The sequence below is a fragment of the Novipirellula aureliae genome, from assembly GCF_007860185.1.
Classification (GTDB): domain Bacteria; phylum Planctomycetota; class Planctomycetia; order Pirellulales; family Pirellulaceae; genus Novipirellula_A; species Novipirellula_A aureliae.
The window spans coordinates 347,724-366,353 of sequence record NZ_SJPY01000005.1; the positions used below are offsets into that span (position 1 = coordinate 347,724).

Below are 18,630 nucleotides of genomic sequence, written 5' to 3' on the forward strand. Positions count from 1 at the left end.
TTTCTCGTTATCCTGCACATTGAAGTTTTGAACAATATTTTCATTCGGCAATCAATGGATCTTTCCCGTGCCGTACGCTCAACTTGGCCCGATCGCTGTCCATTTGCCCTCGCGTGTCGAAACCAATGACGAACTGCAAACGCAATTCCCCAACTGGGATTTGCGGTTGATTGAGGAAAAGACGGGGATTTATCAACGGCACGTGGCCGCGCCGGACGAGACCTCCAGCGATTTAGCGGTCGCCGCCGCACGAAAACTATTCGAATCCGAGTCGATCGATCCTGGTTCGATTGATTTCGTATTGCTCTGCACTCAAACGCCCGATTATCCGCTGCCGACCACAAGCTGTCTGATCCAAGACCGGTTGGGACTTCCGACACGTTGCGGTGCATTCGATTTCAATCTCGGTTGCAGTGGTTTTGTTTACGGGTTGGCGATTGCCGATGGGTTGATTCAAAGTGGTGTTGCCAAAAACATACTTTTGTTGACCGCGGAGACTTACAGTAAATACATCGACGCGGATGATCGCAGCATACGCACAATTTTTGGAGATGCGGCGGCCGCCAGTTTGGTGAGGGCCGCACCTGAAAAAAGTTTGTGGGGGTTTCAATTCGGCAGCGACGGCAGCGGAGGTGATATGTTGCTTGTCGGTGATGGCGGTACTCGACCGAGTGAAGATGCGATTAAGCCGCGTCATCGAAAGCGATGGAAAAGTCGATTGTATATGGATGGCCCCAGCCTGATCAATTTTACGGTCGAAGCGGTACCACGTTTGGTCGGCGAAATCTTGGAAGCGAATGGGCTCGAGGATTCCAATATCGATCGCTACCTAATGCATCAAGCAACTTGGAAAATGCTGGATCAATTGGCCAGTCGAATGGGGATCGCCCCCGAAAGAATTCCGATCGAGCTTCGTGACGTCGGCAACACGGTTTCCTGTACGATCCCCATTTTGATCGACCGACTCCGCCGGCGAGGTGAACTCAACGCCGAATCGGTGAACATGCTGGTCAGCTTTGGTGTTGGGTTGTCTTGGGCTGGATGTTTGTGGCGAGACACATTGGAGACAAAGTGATGGCCGAAGACACGTCGGGACGTTTGCTCATCGCTTCGCCCTATTTAAGCGATGGCAATTTCATGCGGTCGGTCGTATTCATTATTCGCCACGATGCCGAGGGAGCGTTTGGCTTAGCAATCAACCGCCCAACCGATCGTCGCTTTCGAGAAATCGTTGAACTCAGTAGTACGGGCGGTGCCCCCAGAGAAGACGACTTTATATTTCGTGGTGGCCCCGTCGAAGGCCCCTTGATTGCGATCCACACCTTGGCGGGCGTTGGCGAACCGTGCGGAAAGAATGAAATGGGGGGCGGCGCCAACGCAGGAAGCGATTCGCTCTATCCACCAGGAACCAAGGTAACGATCCACGACCATCCCGCGGACCCGTTCGGCAGTATGTCGATCGATTTTGGTAACCCGCCTGCTTGGATCACCGGTGACGATGACCATCTCCGAATCTTGCTCAAACGGCCCGATGCAAAGGTTCGATATATTGCTTGGTACAGTGGATGGGGGCCTGGCCAATTGGATGAAGAACTTCGCGTTGGCGGATGGCTGATCGGCAAAGCCGACACCGATATACTGTTTGGCGACCCTGACACAATCTGGGAAACCGCCGTAAAACGTTGCGGGCACGATATCCTGCACTCATTGGCTCCAGGCGTCCACTTTGGTGACCCCAACCGAAATTAGTTCATGGTGAATCGCCAATTTGTTGTCGGAGATATTCATGGGTGTAGCAAGGCGCTGCGCACCTTGGTTGAGGCGATTGACCCCAGCCATAGCGATCAGATCATTTTCTTGGGCGACTACGTGGACCGCGGGCCCAACAGTAAGGATGTCGTCGACCAGATTATTGAATTACGCAAGCGATGCCGCGTGATCGCCCTCCGGGGAAACCACGAGATCATGCTGATGGGAGTCGTCTCGGCCGGTTTGGATCAATCGATCTGGAAGAATGGTGGCGGTCAAGCGACGATCGCCAGCTATGGTGGCTCGCTGAAGAAGATTCCTACCACCCATCTCGACTTTTTTCATTCGCTCTACGAATACCACGAGACAGAGAACGAGATATTTGTTCACGCTTGCTACCAGCCCGATCAGCCGATGAGCAATCAAGACGATGCGTGCCGATATTGGAAACATCTGCAATATCCCTACCCGGCACCGCACTTCAGCGGCAAACGGGTCTATGTCGGACATACCCCGCAAGCGGGCGGAGAAATTTTGAACCTTGGTCACCTCATTTGCCTTGACACCTATTGTTTTGGTGGCGGCTATTTGACGGCGATGGAACTCACCACTGGCCACGTCATCCAAACCGACAAGCACGGCCATCGAAAGAGGGCGCCAATCCGGGTGCTAATGGACCACCTCGCTTCGGCGCGAAAAAAAACTCAAGCGCGGATCGAAGCGATGTTTAATAAGAAAGACAACCTGAACCGGCAACAATCGAAAGACCCTGCCGATGCGTAGGCGAATTTGCTAAGCTACGACCTTAACCTAAACCACCTTCACCTCGGAATGTCAATAATATGTCTGATATTTACACCCAATACAACGACGTCGAAAAGCTAATCGACGATGAAAAATTTGACGAAGCGATCGCTGGATTGAATCAGATCATTGCGGAAGACGAGTCGTTCGTACTCGGTCACCTTGCTCTCGCCCGCGTTCATACCAAGACGGGCCAGCATGATTTGGCAATCCAGCATGGGGAGAAAGCTTGCCAGCTCGAACCGCAAGATGCGTTTAACTTCACGGCACTCAGCGTCACCTACCAACGGGCTTGGGCCGGAACGCAGGAACAGATCTACATTCAAAAAGCCGAAGACGCAATGGCCCATGCACGGATGCTTGAATCGCAAGGTTAGTAACTTCCCGAGACCCCAGAAATCCAGACAGCCTACCCACGAGAAATGAGCCATCGAGGAATGAGCCATGAAAATTAGCAAAAGTCTTTTGATGACGTCTCTTTTGCCGATCGTAGTGGCGACGCTCGTGAATACGACGCTCGTGAATACGACGGCATTCGCACAGCAACCATGGGACGGCACCATCGTTCAGTATGGTACGATGCATGAAGCGATCGGAATGCAACAGCACCAAGGTCGAGTGCAACTGATTGACCTTGTGAAGCAACCTCATTTCTATGCCGTCGCGGCACTGGAAGGACTCGCAGGTGAGGTTACAATTCTCGACAACAAGGTCGTGATCACGGGTGTTGGTTCCAACGGACAACTCACCCCGATCTCAAATGTCGATGGCGACCGGCAAGCCACCATGCTAGCCGGCGCCTACGTGCCGTCGTGGACACGTCACTCCGTTCTAGACAATGTTGCCCCCAAGGATTTTGATCAATGGATCGCCAGCTCGGCCTTGGCGGCGGGCGTTGACACGGACAAACCCTTTATTTTTTCGCTGGAAGGTCAATTCACGGACGTCAGCCTTCACGTCATCCACGGAGCTTGCCCGATACATGCACGGGTACAGAAGATTGAACTACCGAAAGAACAACAACCATTTGAGAGCGAGCTCAAAAAGGTGGCTGGAACGATTGTCGGTATCTACGCAAAAGACGCCGTTGGAAATCTAACGCATCCCGCCACCTCTACCCACGCACACCTCCTCTACAAAGATAAAACCACAGGAAAACTCCTCACCGGCCACATCGAGAAGATTGGATTGGCCGAGGGCACGGTTCTGATGCTGCCAAGGTAAATTCGGCTTGTTCTCGCTAAGCTTTCATGGATGATGAGCACTACGTCTACGACAACAATGGGGCGAGACCTACTTGACGCTTTCGGAAACGTTCATCGTGGCAAGTCGAGTCAAACGTGATGAATGATCATGGGACGCGGATTGACGATTTATACCGAAACCAATCGCGGAAGGTGTTCGCGTCGTTGGTTCGATTGCTGCGAGATTTCGACTTAGCCGAAGAAGCGATGCAGGAAGCGTTTGCATCGGCAATCATCCAGTGGGAAGCCGATGGCGTTCCAGCGAATCCAATGGCTTGGTTGATTTCGGCCGGACGATTCAAGGCGGTCGACATCATTCGCCGCCGTGAGAAGGCTCGCGATATTGCTCCCGAGGTCACAAAACGGATTGAGCAAGTCTGCGAAGCGAATGTCCAACGAGCTGCGACCGAAATCGAAGATGATCAGTTGCGGTTGATCTTCACTTGCTGCCACCCCGCGATTGATCCAAAAGTGCAGGTGCCTCTGACGTTGCGTGAGGTCTGCGGTTTAACGACGGAGGAAATTGCGAAAGCGTTTCTCACTTCGCCCACAACAATGGCCCAACGGATCGTGCGCGGCAAAGCGAAGATTCGAGACGCCGGAATCCCGTTCGTCATCCCCGCTTTGAGCGATCTACCCGAACGACTCGACGGCGTGCTTTCCGTGATCTACCTAATCTTCAATGAAGGCTACTCAGCATCCAACGGTGATTCGCTGGTACGCTGCGAACTGTCCGATGAAGCCATTCGGTTGTGTCGGCTGCTGCTGGAGCTACACAACGATGCAGAGGTGATGGGACTGCTCGGGTTGATGCTGTTGCATGAGTCGCGTCGGACGGCGCGAGCCACAGGCGATGGCCAGATTGTTTTGCTCGAGGATCAAGACCGCAGTATGTGGAATCGCGACTTGATCGTCGAAGGTAAACGACTGGTCGAACGATCGCTCACATCACGCCAGTTCGGGTTCTACACGTTACAAGCGGCGATCTCGGCAGCCCACGCTAACGCGATCACCGCAGCCGACACAGACTGGAATCAAATCGTCGCGTTGTATTCGGTATTGATTCAGGTCGATCCATCACCAGTGGTTGAATTGAACCGAGCGGTCGCGGTGGCAATGCGAGACGGCCCCGACGCTGGAATCACACTCATCGACGCGATCCTAGAGCGAGGTGAACTCGCCAACTATCATCTCACGCACTCCGCACGCGGAGAACTTCTTCGTCGAGCAGGTCGAACCGCCGAAGCGGTTACGGCATTCGAGCAATCGTTGGCACTGACGCAACAGCAACCGGAGCGTCGTTTCCTGACGGAAAGACTGAGAAAACTGCGAGAATCGTGAGCCTCGAACGCGGACTTCGCGGGCCTTCTGTTTACGGAACAACGACTTTTTCAAAAAAAGTCGCGTTCAATGTCGATTCGTCATCTTCCCGTTCGACTACAACGTAATTCAGAACGAAAACGCGTCTTGCGAACTTAGATCAGTTGCCAACAAGGAGAATTGACAATGACAAAACCAGCGAAGAACACGATCTGCCTTTGGTACGATGGTGACGCCGAGGTGGCGGCGAGGTTTTATGCCGAGACCTTTCCTGATTCCTCCGTCGGCGCGGTTCATCGCGCGCCTTCCGACTTTCCGTCGGGGAAAAAGGGAGACGTACTGACCGTCGAGTTCACAGTGTTGGGCATTCCTTGCATTGGACTCAACGGTGGCCCCGGTATCGAGCACAATATGGCGTTCTCGTTTCAAGTCGCAACCGCCGACCAAGCCGAAACGGATCGCTATTGGAATGCCATCGTCAGCAACGGTGGCGAGGAGAGCCAGTGCGGGTGGTGCAAAGACAAATGGGGTTTGCATTGGCAGATCACGCCGACCGTTCTGACGCAAGGCTATACGAATCCCGATCCCGCAGTCGCCGAGCGAGTCTTCGACGCAATGATGACGATGCAAAAGATCGACGTTTCTGCAATCGAGGCAGCAGTTCGCAGCTAAAACAAAACAGCCATTTTGAAGGAAAAACAGTTGGAAAGAATGATTTTCGTGAACTTTCCCGTCGTCGACCTCAAGGCGTTGATGGCGTTTTATGAAGCGATTGGGTTCGAGAATATTCCGTTGTTTACCGATGAAACCGCAGTACGTCATTTCAATTAGAGTTCTTTTCTTACGAATGAGAGAGTAGCAAATGAAAGTCATCGTCTTTGTAAAAGCAACGAAGAGTTCCGAAGCCGGGAAAATGCCAGACGAAAAACGGTTGTCCGACATGGGCCGGTTCAATCAGGAACTGGTGAAAGCCGGAATCATGAAAGCGGGTGAAGGGCTGAAGCCAAGCTCCCAAGGTGTACGCGTTCATTTCAGCGGTTCCGACCGCAGCGTGACGGACGGTCCATTCGCCGAGACGAAAGAGTTGGTCGCGGGCTACTGGCTCTGGGAAGTCGCTTCGATGCAGGAAGCCATCGACTGGGTCAAGCGTTGTCCCAATCCAATGAACGAAGATTCAGACATCGAAATTCGTCCGCTGTTCACAATGGAAGACTTTGCCGAGGGCGATCTAGCGATCGATTTGAGCGAGCAAGAAGGCAGCCTTCGCGAGAAGATTGCGATGCAGCAAATGGACGTGCAGTCGTACTTATTTTTCGGCGGACGCTGTGAAGAGGCGCTGGCTTTCTACGAGCAAGCCATTGGGGCCAACGTCTTATTGAAGATGAGATTCAGTGAGAGTCCCGATCCTGTGCCCGAGGGAATGCTGCAGCCGGGTTTTGAGGACAAGGTGATGCACGCCTCCTTCAAGGTTGGCAAGATGATGCTGATGGCATCCGACGGCTGCGGTGACGCGACCAGTCATGAGGGATTTCGCTTGGCCTTGTCGGTCGAGAGTGAGGCTGTTTGCGATCGTGTGTTCGCTGCGCTTTCCGAAGGCGGCATTGTCGACATGCCGCTGGAGAAGACGTTTTGGTCACCTCGATACGGCATGGTCACCGATAAATTCGGTATCGGTTGGATGGTGATGGTCCCCGAGGATAGCAGTAGGCAACAAACAGCGACGATTGAGGTTGTAAAATGAAGTACATGCTATTGATCTACGGCGCCGAGGATTGCTGGACGGAGGAAGAACGCAAGGACTGCATGCTCAAGTCCATGGCGATCTGCGACGAACTTGAAACGGAAGGTAAATGGATCAGCTCGTCGCCACTACGGTCGGTGACGACTGCGACCAGCGTCCGCGTTCGTGACGGTAAGCGTCAGATCACCGACGGCCCCTTCGCCGAAACAACGGAACAGCTAGGCGGTTACTACATCATCGATGTTGGCGACCGTGACGAGGCGGTCGAGATCGCCAGCAGATTACCGCCTGCAAAAAAGGGGACGGTCGAGATTCGACCGCTTTTCCCGTTGCCAAGCTCGTTGTCGTTGCCCGAAACAGGAGAAAGTAACCGAGTCCCAAGCGATAGGGAGACACCGAGGAACTACATCTTGCTGATGTATGCCGAGGACGGTGCTTGGCCGCCCGAAGAACATGCACTCGCGCTGGCCGAATCGGTCGAAGTCTGCCATCAACTACATGCGAACGGCCAATTCCTTTCGGCATCGCCTCTTCAGCCGCCAGCAACCGCGACCTGTGTGCGTGTTCGCAACGGAAGTCGTGCGGTTGTCGATGGACCGTTTCCCGAAACGAAAGAACAGCTCGGTGGCTATTTTTTGATCCGTGTTGCAAACCTCGATGAAGCAATCGAGATCGCAACGAGGATCCCCGGATCGCGACGAGGAACGGCCGAGATACGGCCGATTGAGACACTACCGGATGCCACGTAGCGCTGCGTCGGTTCAGTCATCTCCATTTTGATTGGGCTCCTTGGAAGAGTCCGTAGGCCATCGCACAGATACTGGCGGTGTTTAAAGGCATCGCAGGGCAGAAAGAATTTGATGACTGATTTTGCCGTTCGGATTGAAGTTGTTCGATATCATCGGTAATGCCACGTTAAACGGAGGTGGGCTCTACTTCGGAAGTGCCATCAAAAGTATTGCCAAACAAAAGAGGAACCAAAACGATGAAAACGAATCCTGTGTGCTGGTTTGAAATTTACGTCGAAAACCTTGACCGCGCGAAGAAGTTCTACGAGAAGGTACTCGGCACAGAACTAACCAAATTGGACGCACCGTCGCCCGAAATTGAATTACTGGCTTTTCCGATGGAGATGGGAGCCCAAGGTGCCGCAGGTGCGCTCGTAAAAATGGAGGGATTCCCATCAGGTGGAAACAGTACACGGGTCTATTTCGCTTGCGAAGACTGCGCGATCGAAGCGTCCCGAGTCGAATCCGCTGGTGGCAAAATTCAAAAGGCGAAGGTGTCGCTCGGGCAGTACGGCTTCATGGCGTTGGCGGTCGACACCGAGGGGAACATGTTTGGATTGCACTCACAAGAGTAGTCAATCGCCAGCCGCACCCTACGACACGATGCGAAACAACCCGGTAGGATGACAATGTCAGGGCTCCGCGGTCCGACTCAGGCGTTCCCCCGATTCAATACCGACGCCGTTATCCGAGAACCAACTGGGATCGGTCTGTGGCTGGAAACGAGTAACCGCAATTTATCTTGCAGGAGTTCGCCGAGCCAAAAATCCGGAACATGCAGCGTGAATTTCTGCGGAAGCAAATGAAAAATGCCAGCGAGATCGTCGCGTCATCGGGCCTGAAAGAGGGGCCTGAAAGAGGGGCCCGTCGCCCGATTGGCTACATCGAATCAAAGCTGCAAAGAATTCGGTGGAAGACGGTTGGGTTGACATTGTGCAGCAGTCGGACGGCGGCGGCTTTATTGCTCAGAAGACTGACGAGGCGGCTGAGCAATTGGGTGTGGTGCTGGCGACTGGCGTATGGTGACAGGGTTAAGAATACGAGCTTGGTTTTGGCGCCATCGTTGGAATCGAAGGAGATACCGGATGGCAGGATCCCAATCGCGCCGATGAAATCATCGACGTAGGGAGTCCGCAAATGGGGGAAAGCGAGGCCACGGCCAAAAGCGGTCGACGCCAGACTCTCTCGATATTTGATTCGATGGGCGACAAAGTCATCCTGGGATGGGCACAGTCGACCATTTTTAGCAAGTCGCTTCACCAATTGTGCGATCACTGACGACTTGGTTTCGCCATCACCTAAAACCATGATGCAGTCGGCATGAAAGACGTTCGAAAACGAGAGTCCTGGCTCGACCGCGGGGTCGCTTGACTGGGTTGGTTGATAGGTCGAAGATTCCATAGCATTCACCCGAGCCCTGGGTAGATCGGTAGCGGACGCCGCCAAGGCATTCGGGGATTGCGAAGTCGGCCGAAACCTTTGACGAATTCTGCTACTTGGCGATGGTTTGGGGATGAAACATTAGTGAAGGTCGTATTTGTTCATTTTGTAGTGTAACGTTCGCACGCTGATGCCGAGTGACTTGGCGGTGAGTTCACGATGATGGTCGTTGGCTGCGAGTGCATTCTCAATACCAGCTTTTTCAGCCGTCTCGGTGATTTCAGCAAGCGTCCGTATGACAGGATTCAGCATGGTCTCACCCTTGCGAAGCTCTTCCGGCAGATCACTCGTTTGGATTTTGTCACTCGTCGAGGTGACGACAACACGTTCGACGACGTTTCGGAGTTGCCGAACATTTCCGGGCCATCGAGCATTGGCAAGAAGATGCATCGCCTCGGAGTCGACCGTTTTCGGCTGACGACCGTGACGCTTGCAAAAGTGATCCATGAAGTATTCGACCAACAATGGGACATCACCACGTCGGGACCTTAGCGGTGGAACATGGATGGGAACGATGTTCAACCGATAGTAAAGATCTTCGCGGAAGGTACCCTCGGCAAGCATTTGTGACACGTCGCGGTTGGTTGCCGACACAATTCGTGCGTCCGAATGCATTTGATCCTCTCCACCAACGCGAGTGTATTGCTGCGACTCCAATACGCGAAGCAAATCGACTTGACTTTTGGCTGGAATTTCGGTGATCTCATCGAGGAACAGCGTGCCGCCAACCGCCTGTTCGAAACAACCTGGTTTTTGCCGCGATGCTCCGGTGAACGATCCCTGCTCGTGACCGAACAATTCGCTTTCAAGGAGTGTTTCGGGTAGTGCGCCCAGGTTGACGGCGATAAACGAGCCTGTTGATCGGTTGCTTTGGTCGTGGATCGCTCTCGCAATCAGTTCCTTGCCCGTTCCACTCTCGCCATGAATCATCACGGTCGCATCGGTCGAAGCGACTTGACGAATCTGAATGAGTAACTCTTCAAGAGCTTGGCTGTTTCCGATGATGCCACTGATCTCGCCCGCGGCAGCCAACTTTTCTTTCAGCTCATGGTTTTCGTACTGCAAACGATGATGCTCGGCCGCCCGACAGACCTGTTGACGAATCAGATTCAGGTCGACCGGCTTACTGATGAAATCAAAAGCACCGCGTCGCATGGCATCGACGGCCGTTTCCATGCTGCCATGGGCTGTGATCACAATCGTTGTCGTACCTGGCTTTCGCTGCTGCACCAACGAAATCAAATCCAAGCCGTCTCGATCGCCCGGCATTCGGACGTCGGCAATCACGAGTTGGAAGTTGCCGGCGTCAAACTTGTCGAGCCCCTCGTTGACCGAACCAGCTGTCGCGACTTTGTCCGCGACTTTGGACAGACCTCTCGCTAATCCAGAGCGGATGTTGGGTTCGTCATCGACGATCAAAATATGAAATTCGTTTTGCATCATGAAAACAATGTCTTGTATGGTTATCAAACAACGGAGTTGGCCGGTTGCTTGTCCGTTCGATTGGGATGGGGGATTTCGATCGGCAATGTGATCGCAAAGATCGTTCCTGTCTCGGAAGTTTGGAAGTCGAGGGCGCCTCGGTGCTGCCTAACAATTTTGTCGCATAGCGCCAAACCCAAACCGGTGCCGGTATCTTTCGTCGTGAAATAGGGATCGAGTATTTTGTCAGCCAAGTTTGGCGGTATGCCGCGTCCGGTGTCGGCAAAGCCGATCTGTAACGAGTCGGCCATTCGACTTGTCGCGATTGTCAACGTGCCGCCATCTGGCATCGCTTCGATAGCATTGATGAACAAGTTCAAGAAAACCTGTTCCAACCGTGACGGATCGGCTTCCACCGTCACATCTTCTGCGCATGGATCGAAAACGATTTGCACGCCCTGCTGATCCGCTTGGAGACGTATCAAGTCGATTTGTTGGCGCAGTATCTCCGCCACATCGACACAACGAGTATGGAGGCAGTCAACCGACGCGAAATCACGAAAGCTCTCCAGCACACCACCGATTCGAGTGACTTCCGTTCGGATGACACCTAGCATTTGTCGGTTGTCTTCCGACGTGTCATCGGCTTCAAGTTGTTCTTCCAATAGCTGGACGTGTAGCGAAAGCGCAGCGAGTGGGTTTTTGATCTCATGATGCAAACCACCTGCAAGTGAGCCCAAGCCCATGTAGCGTTCCATCCGACGCATCCGTTGTTCGATCAAGATCCGCTCGGTTACGTCACGTAGCTGCAGCACATTGCCCACCTCCTTTCCATTGTGATCGCTTAGGATTTGACAGAACGCACGGAGCCTACGGGGGTTACTACCCTCGGTGACGGTGAGGTCGCGAAACATATCGGTCGACCGCTCGGCCATCCAGTCATCGCGGAATTCTCTCAAGGGCACCGACTTGATACTTGCAATGGATTGGCCAATGCAGGACGAATCGGCGACCAACAGTTCCATGCCGCGACGATTGATGCTGGTGACATGTCCATTCAAGTCAGTCGTGATGATTCCGAGGGCCATGCTGCTAAGCACATCGCTGGCGAGCGCTTTGAAGTCGCGAAGTGAAGTTTGGGAAGCGTGGTAGGCACGCCACAATAAGATGACTGCGATTGCCGTAACCACGACGTTGATGATGACCAAAATCGTCAGACGAAAATGCCACTTCAGTTCCCCTGCCAAGAATTCGGCAGCTCTCTTGGCTCCGCGAGGCAATTCCTTCATCAGGTCGTCGACAACATTCTGCTCTTTTAGTAAGTCAACCAGCATCCAAAGGGTGATCGCCAGCGCAGCGACACTCAGTAACGACAATCCGATCACCGCGATTCGGTAGCTCTTTCCTAGTTCCGTTGGCTGATTGCGAAACATCTTTAAGGTGTCTCCCCTTCGTGTCGCTCAAAATACTCGCTCAATGGTTCTTCGTGTTCGTCCTTGATCAGGTAACGTCCATCGGCGAGCCTAGCGAATAGATAGTATAAACCAGGGATCACCAGCACACCAACAAGTGTTCCCAGCAACATGCCCCCCACCGCTGTGGTACCGATCGTACGGTTGCCGATCGCACCGGGACCGGTTGCTCGAACCAACGGGATCAAGCCAGCAATAAAGGCAAACGAGGTCATCAGAATCGGTCGAAACCGCAGCTTGCCACCTTCGATACCGGCATCTTGGATACTGAGTCCCTGTTGGCGACGTTGGACCGCAAATTCGATGATTAGAATCGCATTCTTACCGAGCAAGCCGACCAGCATGACGAGACCGATCTGGCAATACACGTCGTTGGCCAGCCCCATTGACTTAAGAAACAGAAACGAGCCGAACAATCCGACTGGTAGTGACGCCAGGACGGCAATGGGAATGATGAAACTCTCGTATTGCCCCACCAACACCATATAGACAAACACGACCACGATCAAAAAGATGTAGACGGCCGTGTTTCCCGCATTGGCCTCATCGTACGCAAGCCCACGCCAGTCGATATCAAAACCATTAGGAAGTGTTTCCGCGGCGACTTCTTTGATCGCAGCGATCGCTTCGCCACTGCTATATCCCGCGGCGGGTGCGCCCTGAATCGGCGCGGTCGGATATAGATTGTAGCGGCTGATCTCATTGAGTCCCTGCTTCTTCTCGATTCGCATGAACGCGGAATAGGGTACCATGTCTCCCGCTTCATTCTTGACAAACATGTTGTCCAAATCTTCTGGGTAGCGGCGAAACTCGGGTGCCGCCTGGACATAGACCTTGTAGAACTGACCAAACCGCACAAAGCCTTGTTCCCATGTGCTGCCAATCACGATCGACAAGTTGTCCATCGCAGCTCGAATCGACACCCCTTTTTGCATCGCGACATCATTGTCAATGATGATCTCGTACTGCGGATAGTTTGCGGCGAAAAACGTGAAGAGCCCCTTCAGTTCCGGTCGTTTGCTGAGCGCGTCCATGAACTTGTCCGTTTCTTCGCCCAACGCCGTATAGTCGCCACTATTGGTCTTATCGAGCAAGTTCACCGAAAAACCTCCGGCGGCACCAAATCCGGGAACGGCAGGCGGTTCAAAAAACTCGAGCTTGACGTTAGCAATCTCGGCACCACGTTTCTCAAGCTCCTCGATAATCTGCTTGGACGTCAATTCGCGTTTCGCCCACGGTTGCAAGTTGATGATGCAAGTACCAGCGTTCGATCCACGCCCTTCGGTGAGAACTTCGTAGCCAGCGATTGACGAGACCGAAGTCACCAAGGGATCTCCGTCTTCGTCAGTAAAATCTTTACAAATTTTCTGCAGCTCGTGACACTTCGCATTGGTGTATTCCAACGTTGACCCAGGTGGCGTTTGCACGATGCCATAGATCATCCCTTGGTCTTCCAGCGGAATAAATCCGGTGGGCAGGACTTTATTGACGACCAGAATGCCATATGCGAACACTCCGATCACGGCGATCGTCAAGACGCGGCGAGTGATGATGTGGCGAAGCACGCCCGCATAGCCACCGGTGACCTTCTCCACGCCACGGTCAAACAGGTGCAGGAATACGCCGATAGGGCTTCGCCGTTTCGGACTGCCCTCGAAACCTGAAAAGGCTGCCCAGAACGAAAATACAGCAAGCACAGCAACGATGCCCGTGATGATCATCACACGAATGCCCGTGAGTTCGACTTGTTCCGAAAGGACTTCGTGAACGATTTCGACATGCAACAGAAAAAAGGCCCCCGCACCGACTGCCGCCCCCAACAACAGGCACAGCAATCCGCGCAGAATATACGCATATTCCCCTGCGATTTTTTTCATACCACGATTCACCGCGCCGATAACGCCACGCTGTCCCTTGTCACCGAGCGGTTTCAGGATCATGGCACACAACACCGGTGTCAGCGACAACGCCACGACGCCCGAGATAACGATCGACATCGCCATCGTCAATGCAAACTGTCGGTAGAACACGCCCACTGGGCCGGTCATGAACGTCACGGGGATAAAGACAGCGGTCATCACCAGCGTGATCGCGATGATCGCCCCGCTGATTTCTCGGACGACCTCCTGAGTCGCTTGGTACGGTCCAAGATGCTTGGTGTGCATTTTCTCATGGACCGCTTCAACGACCACGATCGCATCGTCGACCACCACTCCAATTGCAAGCACGAGTGCGAACAATGTGATCAGGTTGATCGACATGCCAAACATTAGCATGAAGAAAAACGTGCCGATCAGCGAAACGGGCACGGCCAGTGTCGGGATAAGTGTGCTGCGAAAATCACCGAGAAACAGATAGACAACAAGCGAAACCAGAATGAACGCTTCAAACAGCGTATGCAATACTTTTTCGATCGACGCGTCCAAAAAGTTTGATACGTCATAGGTCACGGCATAGTCCATTCCTGGTGGGAACGACTTTTGTTTGATCTCTTCGACTTTTTCCTTTACCCTCTCGATCACCTCTGCCGCATTGGACCCGGGTGTTTGCTTCAGTACGATAGCGGCGGATGGCAAACCATCGATGTCGGAATAGAGGTCGTAGAAGGAAGAACCGAGAGACACATTGGCGACATCTCCCAGTCGTAAAATCTCGCCTTCAGGTGTCGCTCGCAAGATAATCTTGCTGTATTCCTCTGGCGTTTTGTAGCGACCGACCCACGTTAACACGTATTCGAGGGTCTGCGACGTTGTGCCGGTGGCTTGCCCAAGTCGCCCTGGGGAGCCGATCATGCTCTGTTCGTCGAGTGCCTTCATCACGTCTTCCGCATCGACTTTGTATGCACGCATGCGCTCCAAATCGAGTTCCACACGCATTGCGTACGAACGGTTTCCCAGGATCGTTGCACGACCAACCCCGGGAATTCGTTTGATCTCGTTGAGAATATTGACGGTAGCGTAGTTGTAAAGATAGTTCTGGTCGACGTTGGAATCCGTACTGAAAACGTTCACGTACATCAGCATGCTGGTCATGTTCTGCATCACGATAATGCCTTCACGTTCGACGATCGGTGGCAGATTGTTCTTGACCATCTGAACACGATTGTTGACGTTCATGACTGCAACATTAGGATCGGTGCCTGGCTCAAACACAATTTGAATGGTGCCTTCACCAGCGCTGGTCGCGTCCCCCATCATGTAGCGCATATTGGGAACACCATTGATGGCCTGTTCCAAAATCACCATCGTCGAGTCGATCAGGATTTTTGCACTGGCACCAGGATAGGATACCGACACTCGAACGCTGGGTGGCGCGACGGAGGGGAACTGAGAGATCGGCAGCACGTTGATCGCCATCCCACCCATGAATAGGATGAGCAACGAGATGACGATGGCCAATGCGGGCCTATGCAGAAATTTTTCGAACATGAATTCGTTGACGTTCCTGTGTCGTGGTGAAAGTCGTCGTGACTTTCGCGATGCGAATGGGGTTTGTGCGGAATGAACAAGTGGTTAAGGGAAGCCGCAAAGGCTTTCGCCGATCGGGCGGCTCGGAACTCTTGGCGGGTTCCGCTACTAGGTGGCCTTCACATTGGGTCGCTATTCAGCGTGGTACTTCAAGTTAGCCAGCACGGTTTCGGGATCTTGATATTCGCACTCAATCGTTTCGCCATCGCGAACTTGTCGAATACCTTCCAAGACGATTGTCTCGCCAGCTTCCAATCCGTCGGCGACCAGGAAGACATCGTCTTTCTCGTTCTGAATGACGATTTCGCGTTGGTGCACCACATTGTTAGCATCGATCACATAGGCGTACTTTTTAGCCAAAATCTCGAACGTCGCTCGCTGAGGAATCACAATGGCATCCTTCTCGATTTTATGAATCAGTATCGTGCCGGTTTGGCCATGACGCAGTAGTCCGTTCGTATTGGGGAAGTCGGCGCGAAACGCGATGTTCCCTGTTTCGCTGTCAAAGTCCGCTTCGATCGCACCAATCTTGCCGGGTTGGTCAAAGATGGTGTGATTGGCTAGCCTCAATTGCACATTCAGGCTGTCTTGGTCCTGGCCAGCGTTCATCGCGGTTTGGTATTCCAAGTAACGAGCCTCGGGGACGTTGAAGTAGACCCACATGACGCTGTTGTCGGACATCGTCGTCAACATTGCGCCTTCATCGACAAGGCTGCCTTCCTGTTCGTGCAACCGGTCGACGACGCCATCGAAAGGAGCCTTGATGTCTGCAAAATCCATTTCCGCCTGGGCTAACTTGACGTTAGCGAATGCTTTGGCCAGCTTCGCTTTAGCAAGCTTCAGCTCTTGTGGCGAAACAATGTTTTGTTGCACTAGACTTTCCGTGTTGTCGTACTCCACTTGAGCCAACCGAGCTTCGGCCATGTCAGCGTCGAGCTTTGCTTCGTATAACGTCGGCAGAATGCGGAACATCGACTGTCCCTTTCGGACCATCTGGCCCTCATTCACCTGAATCTCTTTCAAGTAACCGCCTGCGAGGGCGCAAACTTCAATATGTCGACGAGAGTGAATTTGGCAAACGTATTGCTGCGTCAAGGTCACGTCTTTGGCAACGGGACTCGTCGCGACGATCTTGTGGATGGCGTGATGGTCGCCCTCGGCGTGCTCTCCAGATTCTGGATGCCCCGCATGCTCTTGATGCTCGTCCTGCTCGTCCAAATCATGCTCCCCATCGACGTTTTCACTCAACGACGCATTCGAACCGAAGTACTCGTCGTAGCTGTCTTTCAACTTGTCGACCCGGGTCATCGAGAGAGAACCGATCGCAAAGAGCAAAGCGATGGATAGGATGATACGCATGGGAGGAAGCTTCCTATATCTATTGTGTTATTTTAGGTGTGTTTAAGTGATCGCTAGCAAACCTTTCCGCTACCAAAGCCGCGGAGGCGTTCGACACCTTCGCCCTCTTTGGCTCCTTCGGCACAAGAATGGAAATGCTTGGCGATTTTGGCTACCAGATCTTTCCGGTTCATGTCAGCATCGCCTGTGCCAATCTCGTTTCGCCGCTTTGCGATGTTGCCAAATCCGACGGGTTTCCACGTGTTTTCCCGGGTTGAAAGAAGACCCTGGCTCTGACCGACATGTCCAGTTTCCTATCAACATCTGCAAATCCTTTCACCTTCTCGGCAAGCCGCTGCATTTGGCTTTTCGAGTCCAGTTATGCAAGCCTTCGCATGGACCTGCAATCCGTTGCTTCACGACAACGAGCGAGCTGATTTGGCCAGAGTTGTCAACGTGAATCGGCGTCTCACGATTCCATCGCAAACCAAAGGAAAACGAACTGAAGTGACTCGGAATATTGACACTTCTCGCTAATCGCCACCACTGTTGCAGCGGCCCCCAATGGGCTTGCCCCATTGGAGCCAACGATTGGCAGCTAAAAACAGCACCGTTGTCAAGTAAGACCCCAATGGGCTTGTCCCGTTGGTGAATCAGATCTCGCTCACCCAACGGGGCAAGCCCGTTGGGGTCGATCATGTGAAAAACACTAGGATTTAGCTAACAATCGTTCGCTCCAACGACGCAAGGTCGTTGGGGGCGGATAGTTTGATGGTGGCGATTAGCGAGAAGTGTCGGAATATTTTCAAAATCTTTAGCAACTTGCTTCACAGTGGCCTGCCGATTGCAGCGTCATAGCAACAACAGCCGAACTCGCAGCACAGATAGCGAGTGTTGCTGCACCCACCCCCCATTGAAGGATCAGGCCATGTTAGTTCTCAGCCGCAAGGTCGGCGAAACCATTGAAATCGGATCGGATATCACACTGATTATCACTCGTGCTACGAGCGGACGAGTCCAGATCGGCATTGATGCCCCTCGCGAGGTTGCGGTCCGTCGAGGCGAATTGCGAAAGGAGCCGCGTTTCACGGCTGACGACCTGAAGGCCGAACTGCACTGCCGAACTTTTTGAAAGCAACTCCAAATAACCTGAGAACCATGATGATAATGAAACCAAATCAGTTGAGTACGGATGCCCAACACGATGCGATTATGAGAGAGCACGTCTACCGAACCGTTCATGGGCTCGAAGTGCGCTTTACATTGTCTGAACGTTCCGCGGAATCAGGCACGGCGCCGATAGCGGATATAGGCCAGAACCGAGTTGCTGAACATTTTGATGCCGAGCATGGTGTGATCGATGCGGTGGACGAAGCGAGTGCCGAGTCGTTTCCCGCCAGCGATCCGCCCGCAACCTGGTAGGTAGCGAAACGCGCCAAGCGTTTCGGCGCCCCGCGTCCCGAGTTACCGAAAGTCTTGACGACTTTCGCTACGGTTTGGCGCAACTCGACTCGATCCTCGACTCGATTCTCGGCGTGCGGATCCTCGAGAGAACGTTGAGTCTCAAAGGAACTCTGCAAACAGATTGCTGATCGCCGTCAACAGGCTTGCGGCAGCTCGTAGCCTACTCCAATCATCGCTTGTTACGGATGGCGTTTCACCGTACACGCAGCGTTCTGGTGAGTGGCCGCTGGCAAGGAATGTGCCGCCGCAATGACAGCAGCCCACTCGCTCGCCTGCGAGTTCATGCGAAATGATCGTCGGTCGTCCGCAAACCTCGCACGACTGTAGAAATTGGTCGTCACTGTAGCACATGTCCAGCACTGACATGGTCTCCTCCATGAT

The 18,630-nt window shown here is 53.2% G+C and carries 19 protein-coding genes; 12 read left to right on the forward strand and 7 right to left on the reverse strand.

Annotated features, from left to right (window positions below; all coding sequences use genetic code 11):
- Positions 1 to 67: 67 nt before the first annotated feature.
- The 10 genes from Q31b_RS16410 to Q31b_RS16460 all read left to right on the forward strand — a co-directional run bounded on the left by Q31b_RS16410 (position 68) and on the right by Q31b_RS16460 (position 8,221).
- On the forward strand, positions 68 to 1,075 hold the full coding sequence (locus tag Q31b_RS16410; RefSeq protein WP_146600738.1) for a ketoacyl-ACP synthase III: 1,008 nt from the start codon (positions 68 to 70) through the stop codon (positions 1,073 to 1,075).
- Positions 1,075 to 1,749, forward strand: coding sequence for a YqgE/AlgH family protein (locus Q31b_RS16415; protein WP_197171674.1), 675 nt, complete (start codon positions 1,075 to 1,077; stop codon positions 1,747 to 1,749). Before Q31b_RS16410 ends, Q31b_RS16415 begins: the two co-directional genes overlap by 1 nt.
- Positions 1,750 to 1,752: 3 nt before the next feature.
- The gene (locus Q31b_RS16420; RefSeq protein ID WP_146600740.1) at positions 1,753 to 2,532 is read left to right on the forward strand and encodes a metallophosphoesterase family protein; all 780 of its coding nucleotides are present in this window, start codon (positions 1,753 to 1,755) and stop codon (positions 2,530 to 2,532) included.
- 59 nt (positions 2,533 to 2,591) lie between these two features.
- On the forward strand, positions 2,592 to 2,930 hold the full coding sequence (locus Q31b_RS16425; protein ID WP_146600741.1) for a scaffolding protein: 339 nt from the start codon (positions 2,592 to 2,594) through the stop codon (positions 2,928 to 2,930).
- Positions 2,931 to 2,997: 67 nt separating this feature from the next.
- Positions 2,998 to 3,777, forward strand: coding sequence for an acetolactate decarboxylase (locus Q31b_RS16430; RefSeq protein ID WP_146600742.1), 780 nt, complete (start codon positions 2,998 to 3,000; stop codon positions 3,775 to 3,777).
- A 119-nt stretch (positions 3,778 to 3,896) separates the two neighbouring features.
- Positions 3,897 to 5,138: an RNA polymerase sigma factor gene (locus tag Q31b_RS16435; RefSeq protein WP_146600986.1), complete on the forward strand. Its 1,242-nt coding sequence runs from the start codon at positions 3,897 to 3,899 to the stop codon at positions 5,136 to 5,138.
- 165 nt (positions 5,139 to 5,303) lie between these two features.
- Positions 5,304 to 5,789, forward strand: coding sequence for a VOC family protein (locus tag Q31b_RS16440; protein WP_146600743.1), 486 nt, complete (start codon positions 5,304 to 5,306; stop codon positions 5,787 to 5,789).
- Positions 5,790 to 5,979: 190 nt separating this feature from the next.
- Positions 5,980 to 6,858 (forward strand): YciI family protein, encoded by an 879-nt coding sequence (locus Q31b_RS16450; RefSeq protein ID WP_146600744.1) that lies wholly within the window; start codon positions 5,980 to 5,982, stop codon positions 6,856 to 6,858.
- On the forward strand, positions 6,855 to 7,607 hold the full coding sequence (locus Q31b_RS16455) for a YciI family protein (RefSeq protein WP_146600745.1): 753 nt from the start codon (positions 6,855 to 6,857) through the stop codon (positions 7,605 to 7,607). The genes Q31b_RS16450 and Q31b_RS16455 overlap by 4 nt, the downstream gene beginning before the upstream one ends.
- A 236-nt stretch (positions 7,608 to 7,843) precedes the next feature.
- Positions 7,844 to 8,221, forward strand: a complete 378-nt coding sequence (locus tag Q31b_RS16460; protein WP_146600746.1) for a VOC family protein — start codon at positions 7,844 to 7,846, stop codon at positions 8,219 to 8,221.
- A 304-nt stretch (positions 8,222 to 8,525) separates the two neighbouring features.
- Here Q31b_RS16460 and Q31b_RS16465 read toward each other — a convergent pair whose 3' ends face one another.
- From Q31b_RS16465 to Q31b_RS16490, 6 genes are all read right to left on the reverse strand, one after another.
- Positions 8,526 to 9,047: a PTS sugar transporter subunit IIA gene (locus tag Q31b_RS16465; protein WP_146600747.1), complete on the reverse strand. Its 522-nt coding sequence runs from the start codon at positions 9,045 to 9,047 to the stop codon at positions 8,526 to 8,528.
- Positions 9,048 to 9,167: 120 nt separating this feature from the next.
- On the reverse strand, positions 9,168 to 10,529 hold the full coding sequence (locus Q31b_RS16470; RefSeq protein WP_146600748.1) for a sigma-54-dependent transcriptional regulator: 1,362 nt from the start codon (positions 10,527 to 10,529) through the stop codon (positions 9,168 to 9,170).
- Positions 10,530 to 10,552: 23 nt separating this feature from the next.
- Positions 10,553 to 11,941 (reverse strand): two-component system sensor histidine kinase NtrB, encoded by a 1,389-nt coding sequence (locus tag Q31b_RS16475; protein ID WP_146600749.1) that lies wholly within the window; start codon positions 11,939 to 11,941, stop codon positions 10,553 to 10,555.
- A gap of 2 nt (positions 11,942 to 11,943) precedes the next feature.
- Positions 11,944 to 15,408, reverse strand: a complete 3,465-nt coding sequence (locus Q31b_RS16480) for an efflux RND transporter permease subunit (RefSeq protein ID WP_146600750.1) — start codon at positions 15,406 to 15,408, stop codon at positions 11,944 to 11,946.
- Positions 15,409 to 15,579: 171 nt separating this feature from the next.
- The gene (locus Q31b_RS16485) at positions 15,580 to 16,806 is read right to left on the reverse strand and encodes an efflux RND transporter periplasmic adaptor subunit (protein ID WP_197171676.1); all 1,227 of its coding nucleotides are present in this window, start codon (positions 16,804 to 16,806) and stop codon (positions 15,580 to 15,582) included.
- Positions 16,807 to 17,121: 315 nt separating this feature from the next.
- The gene (locus Q31b_RS16490; protein WP_146600751.1) at positions 17,122 to 17,484 is read right to left on the reverse strand and encodes a hypothetical protein; all 363 of its coding nucleotides are present in this window, start codon (positions 17,482 to 17,484) and stop codon (positions 17,122 to 17,124) included.
- Positions 17,485 to 17,713: 229 nt separating this feature from the next.
- On the opposite strand from Q31b_RS16490, the gene Q31b_RS16495 reads away from it, so the two are divergent.
- Both Q31b_RS16495 and Q31b_RS16500 read left to right on the forward strand, forming a co-directional pair.
- Positions 17,714 to 17,917, forward strand: coding sequence for a carbon storage regulator (locus Q31b_RS16495; protein WP_146600752.1), 204 nt, complete (start codon positions 17,714 to 17,716; stop codon positions 17,915 to 17,917).
- 26 nt (positions 17,918 to 17,943) lie between these two features.
- Positions 17,944 to 18,207 (forward strand): hypothetical protein, encoded by a 264-nt coding sequence (locus Q31b_RS16500; RefSeq protein ID WP_146600753.1) that lies wholly within the window; start codon positions 17,944 to 17,946, stop codon positions 18,205 to 18,207.
- A gap of 141 nt (positions 18,208 to 18,348) precedes the next feature.
- Here the strand turns inward: Q31b_RS16500 and Q31b_RS16505 are convergent, their stop codons facing one another.
- A complete protein-coding gene (locus Q31b_RS16505) occupies positions 18,349 to 18,615 on the reverse strand; it encodes a hypothetical protein (protein ID WP_146600754.1) in 267 nt (88 codons plus the stop codon).
- Positions 18,616 to 18,630 lie beyond the last annotated feature (15 nt).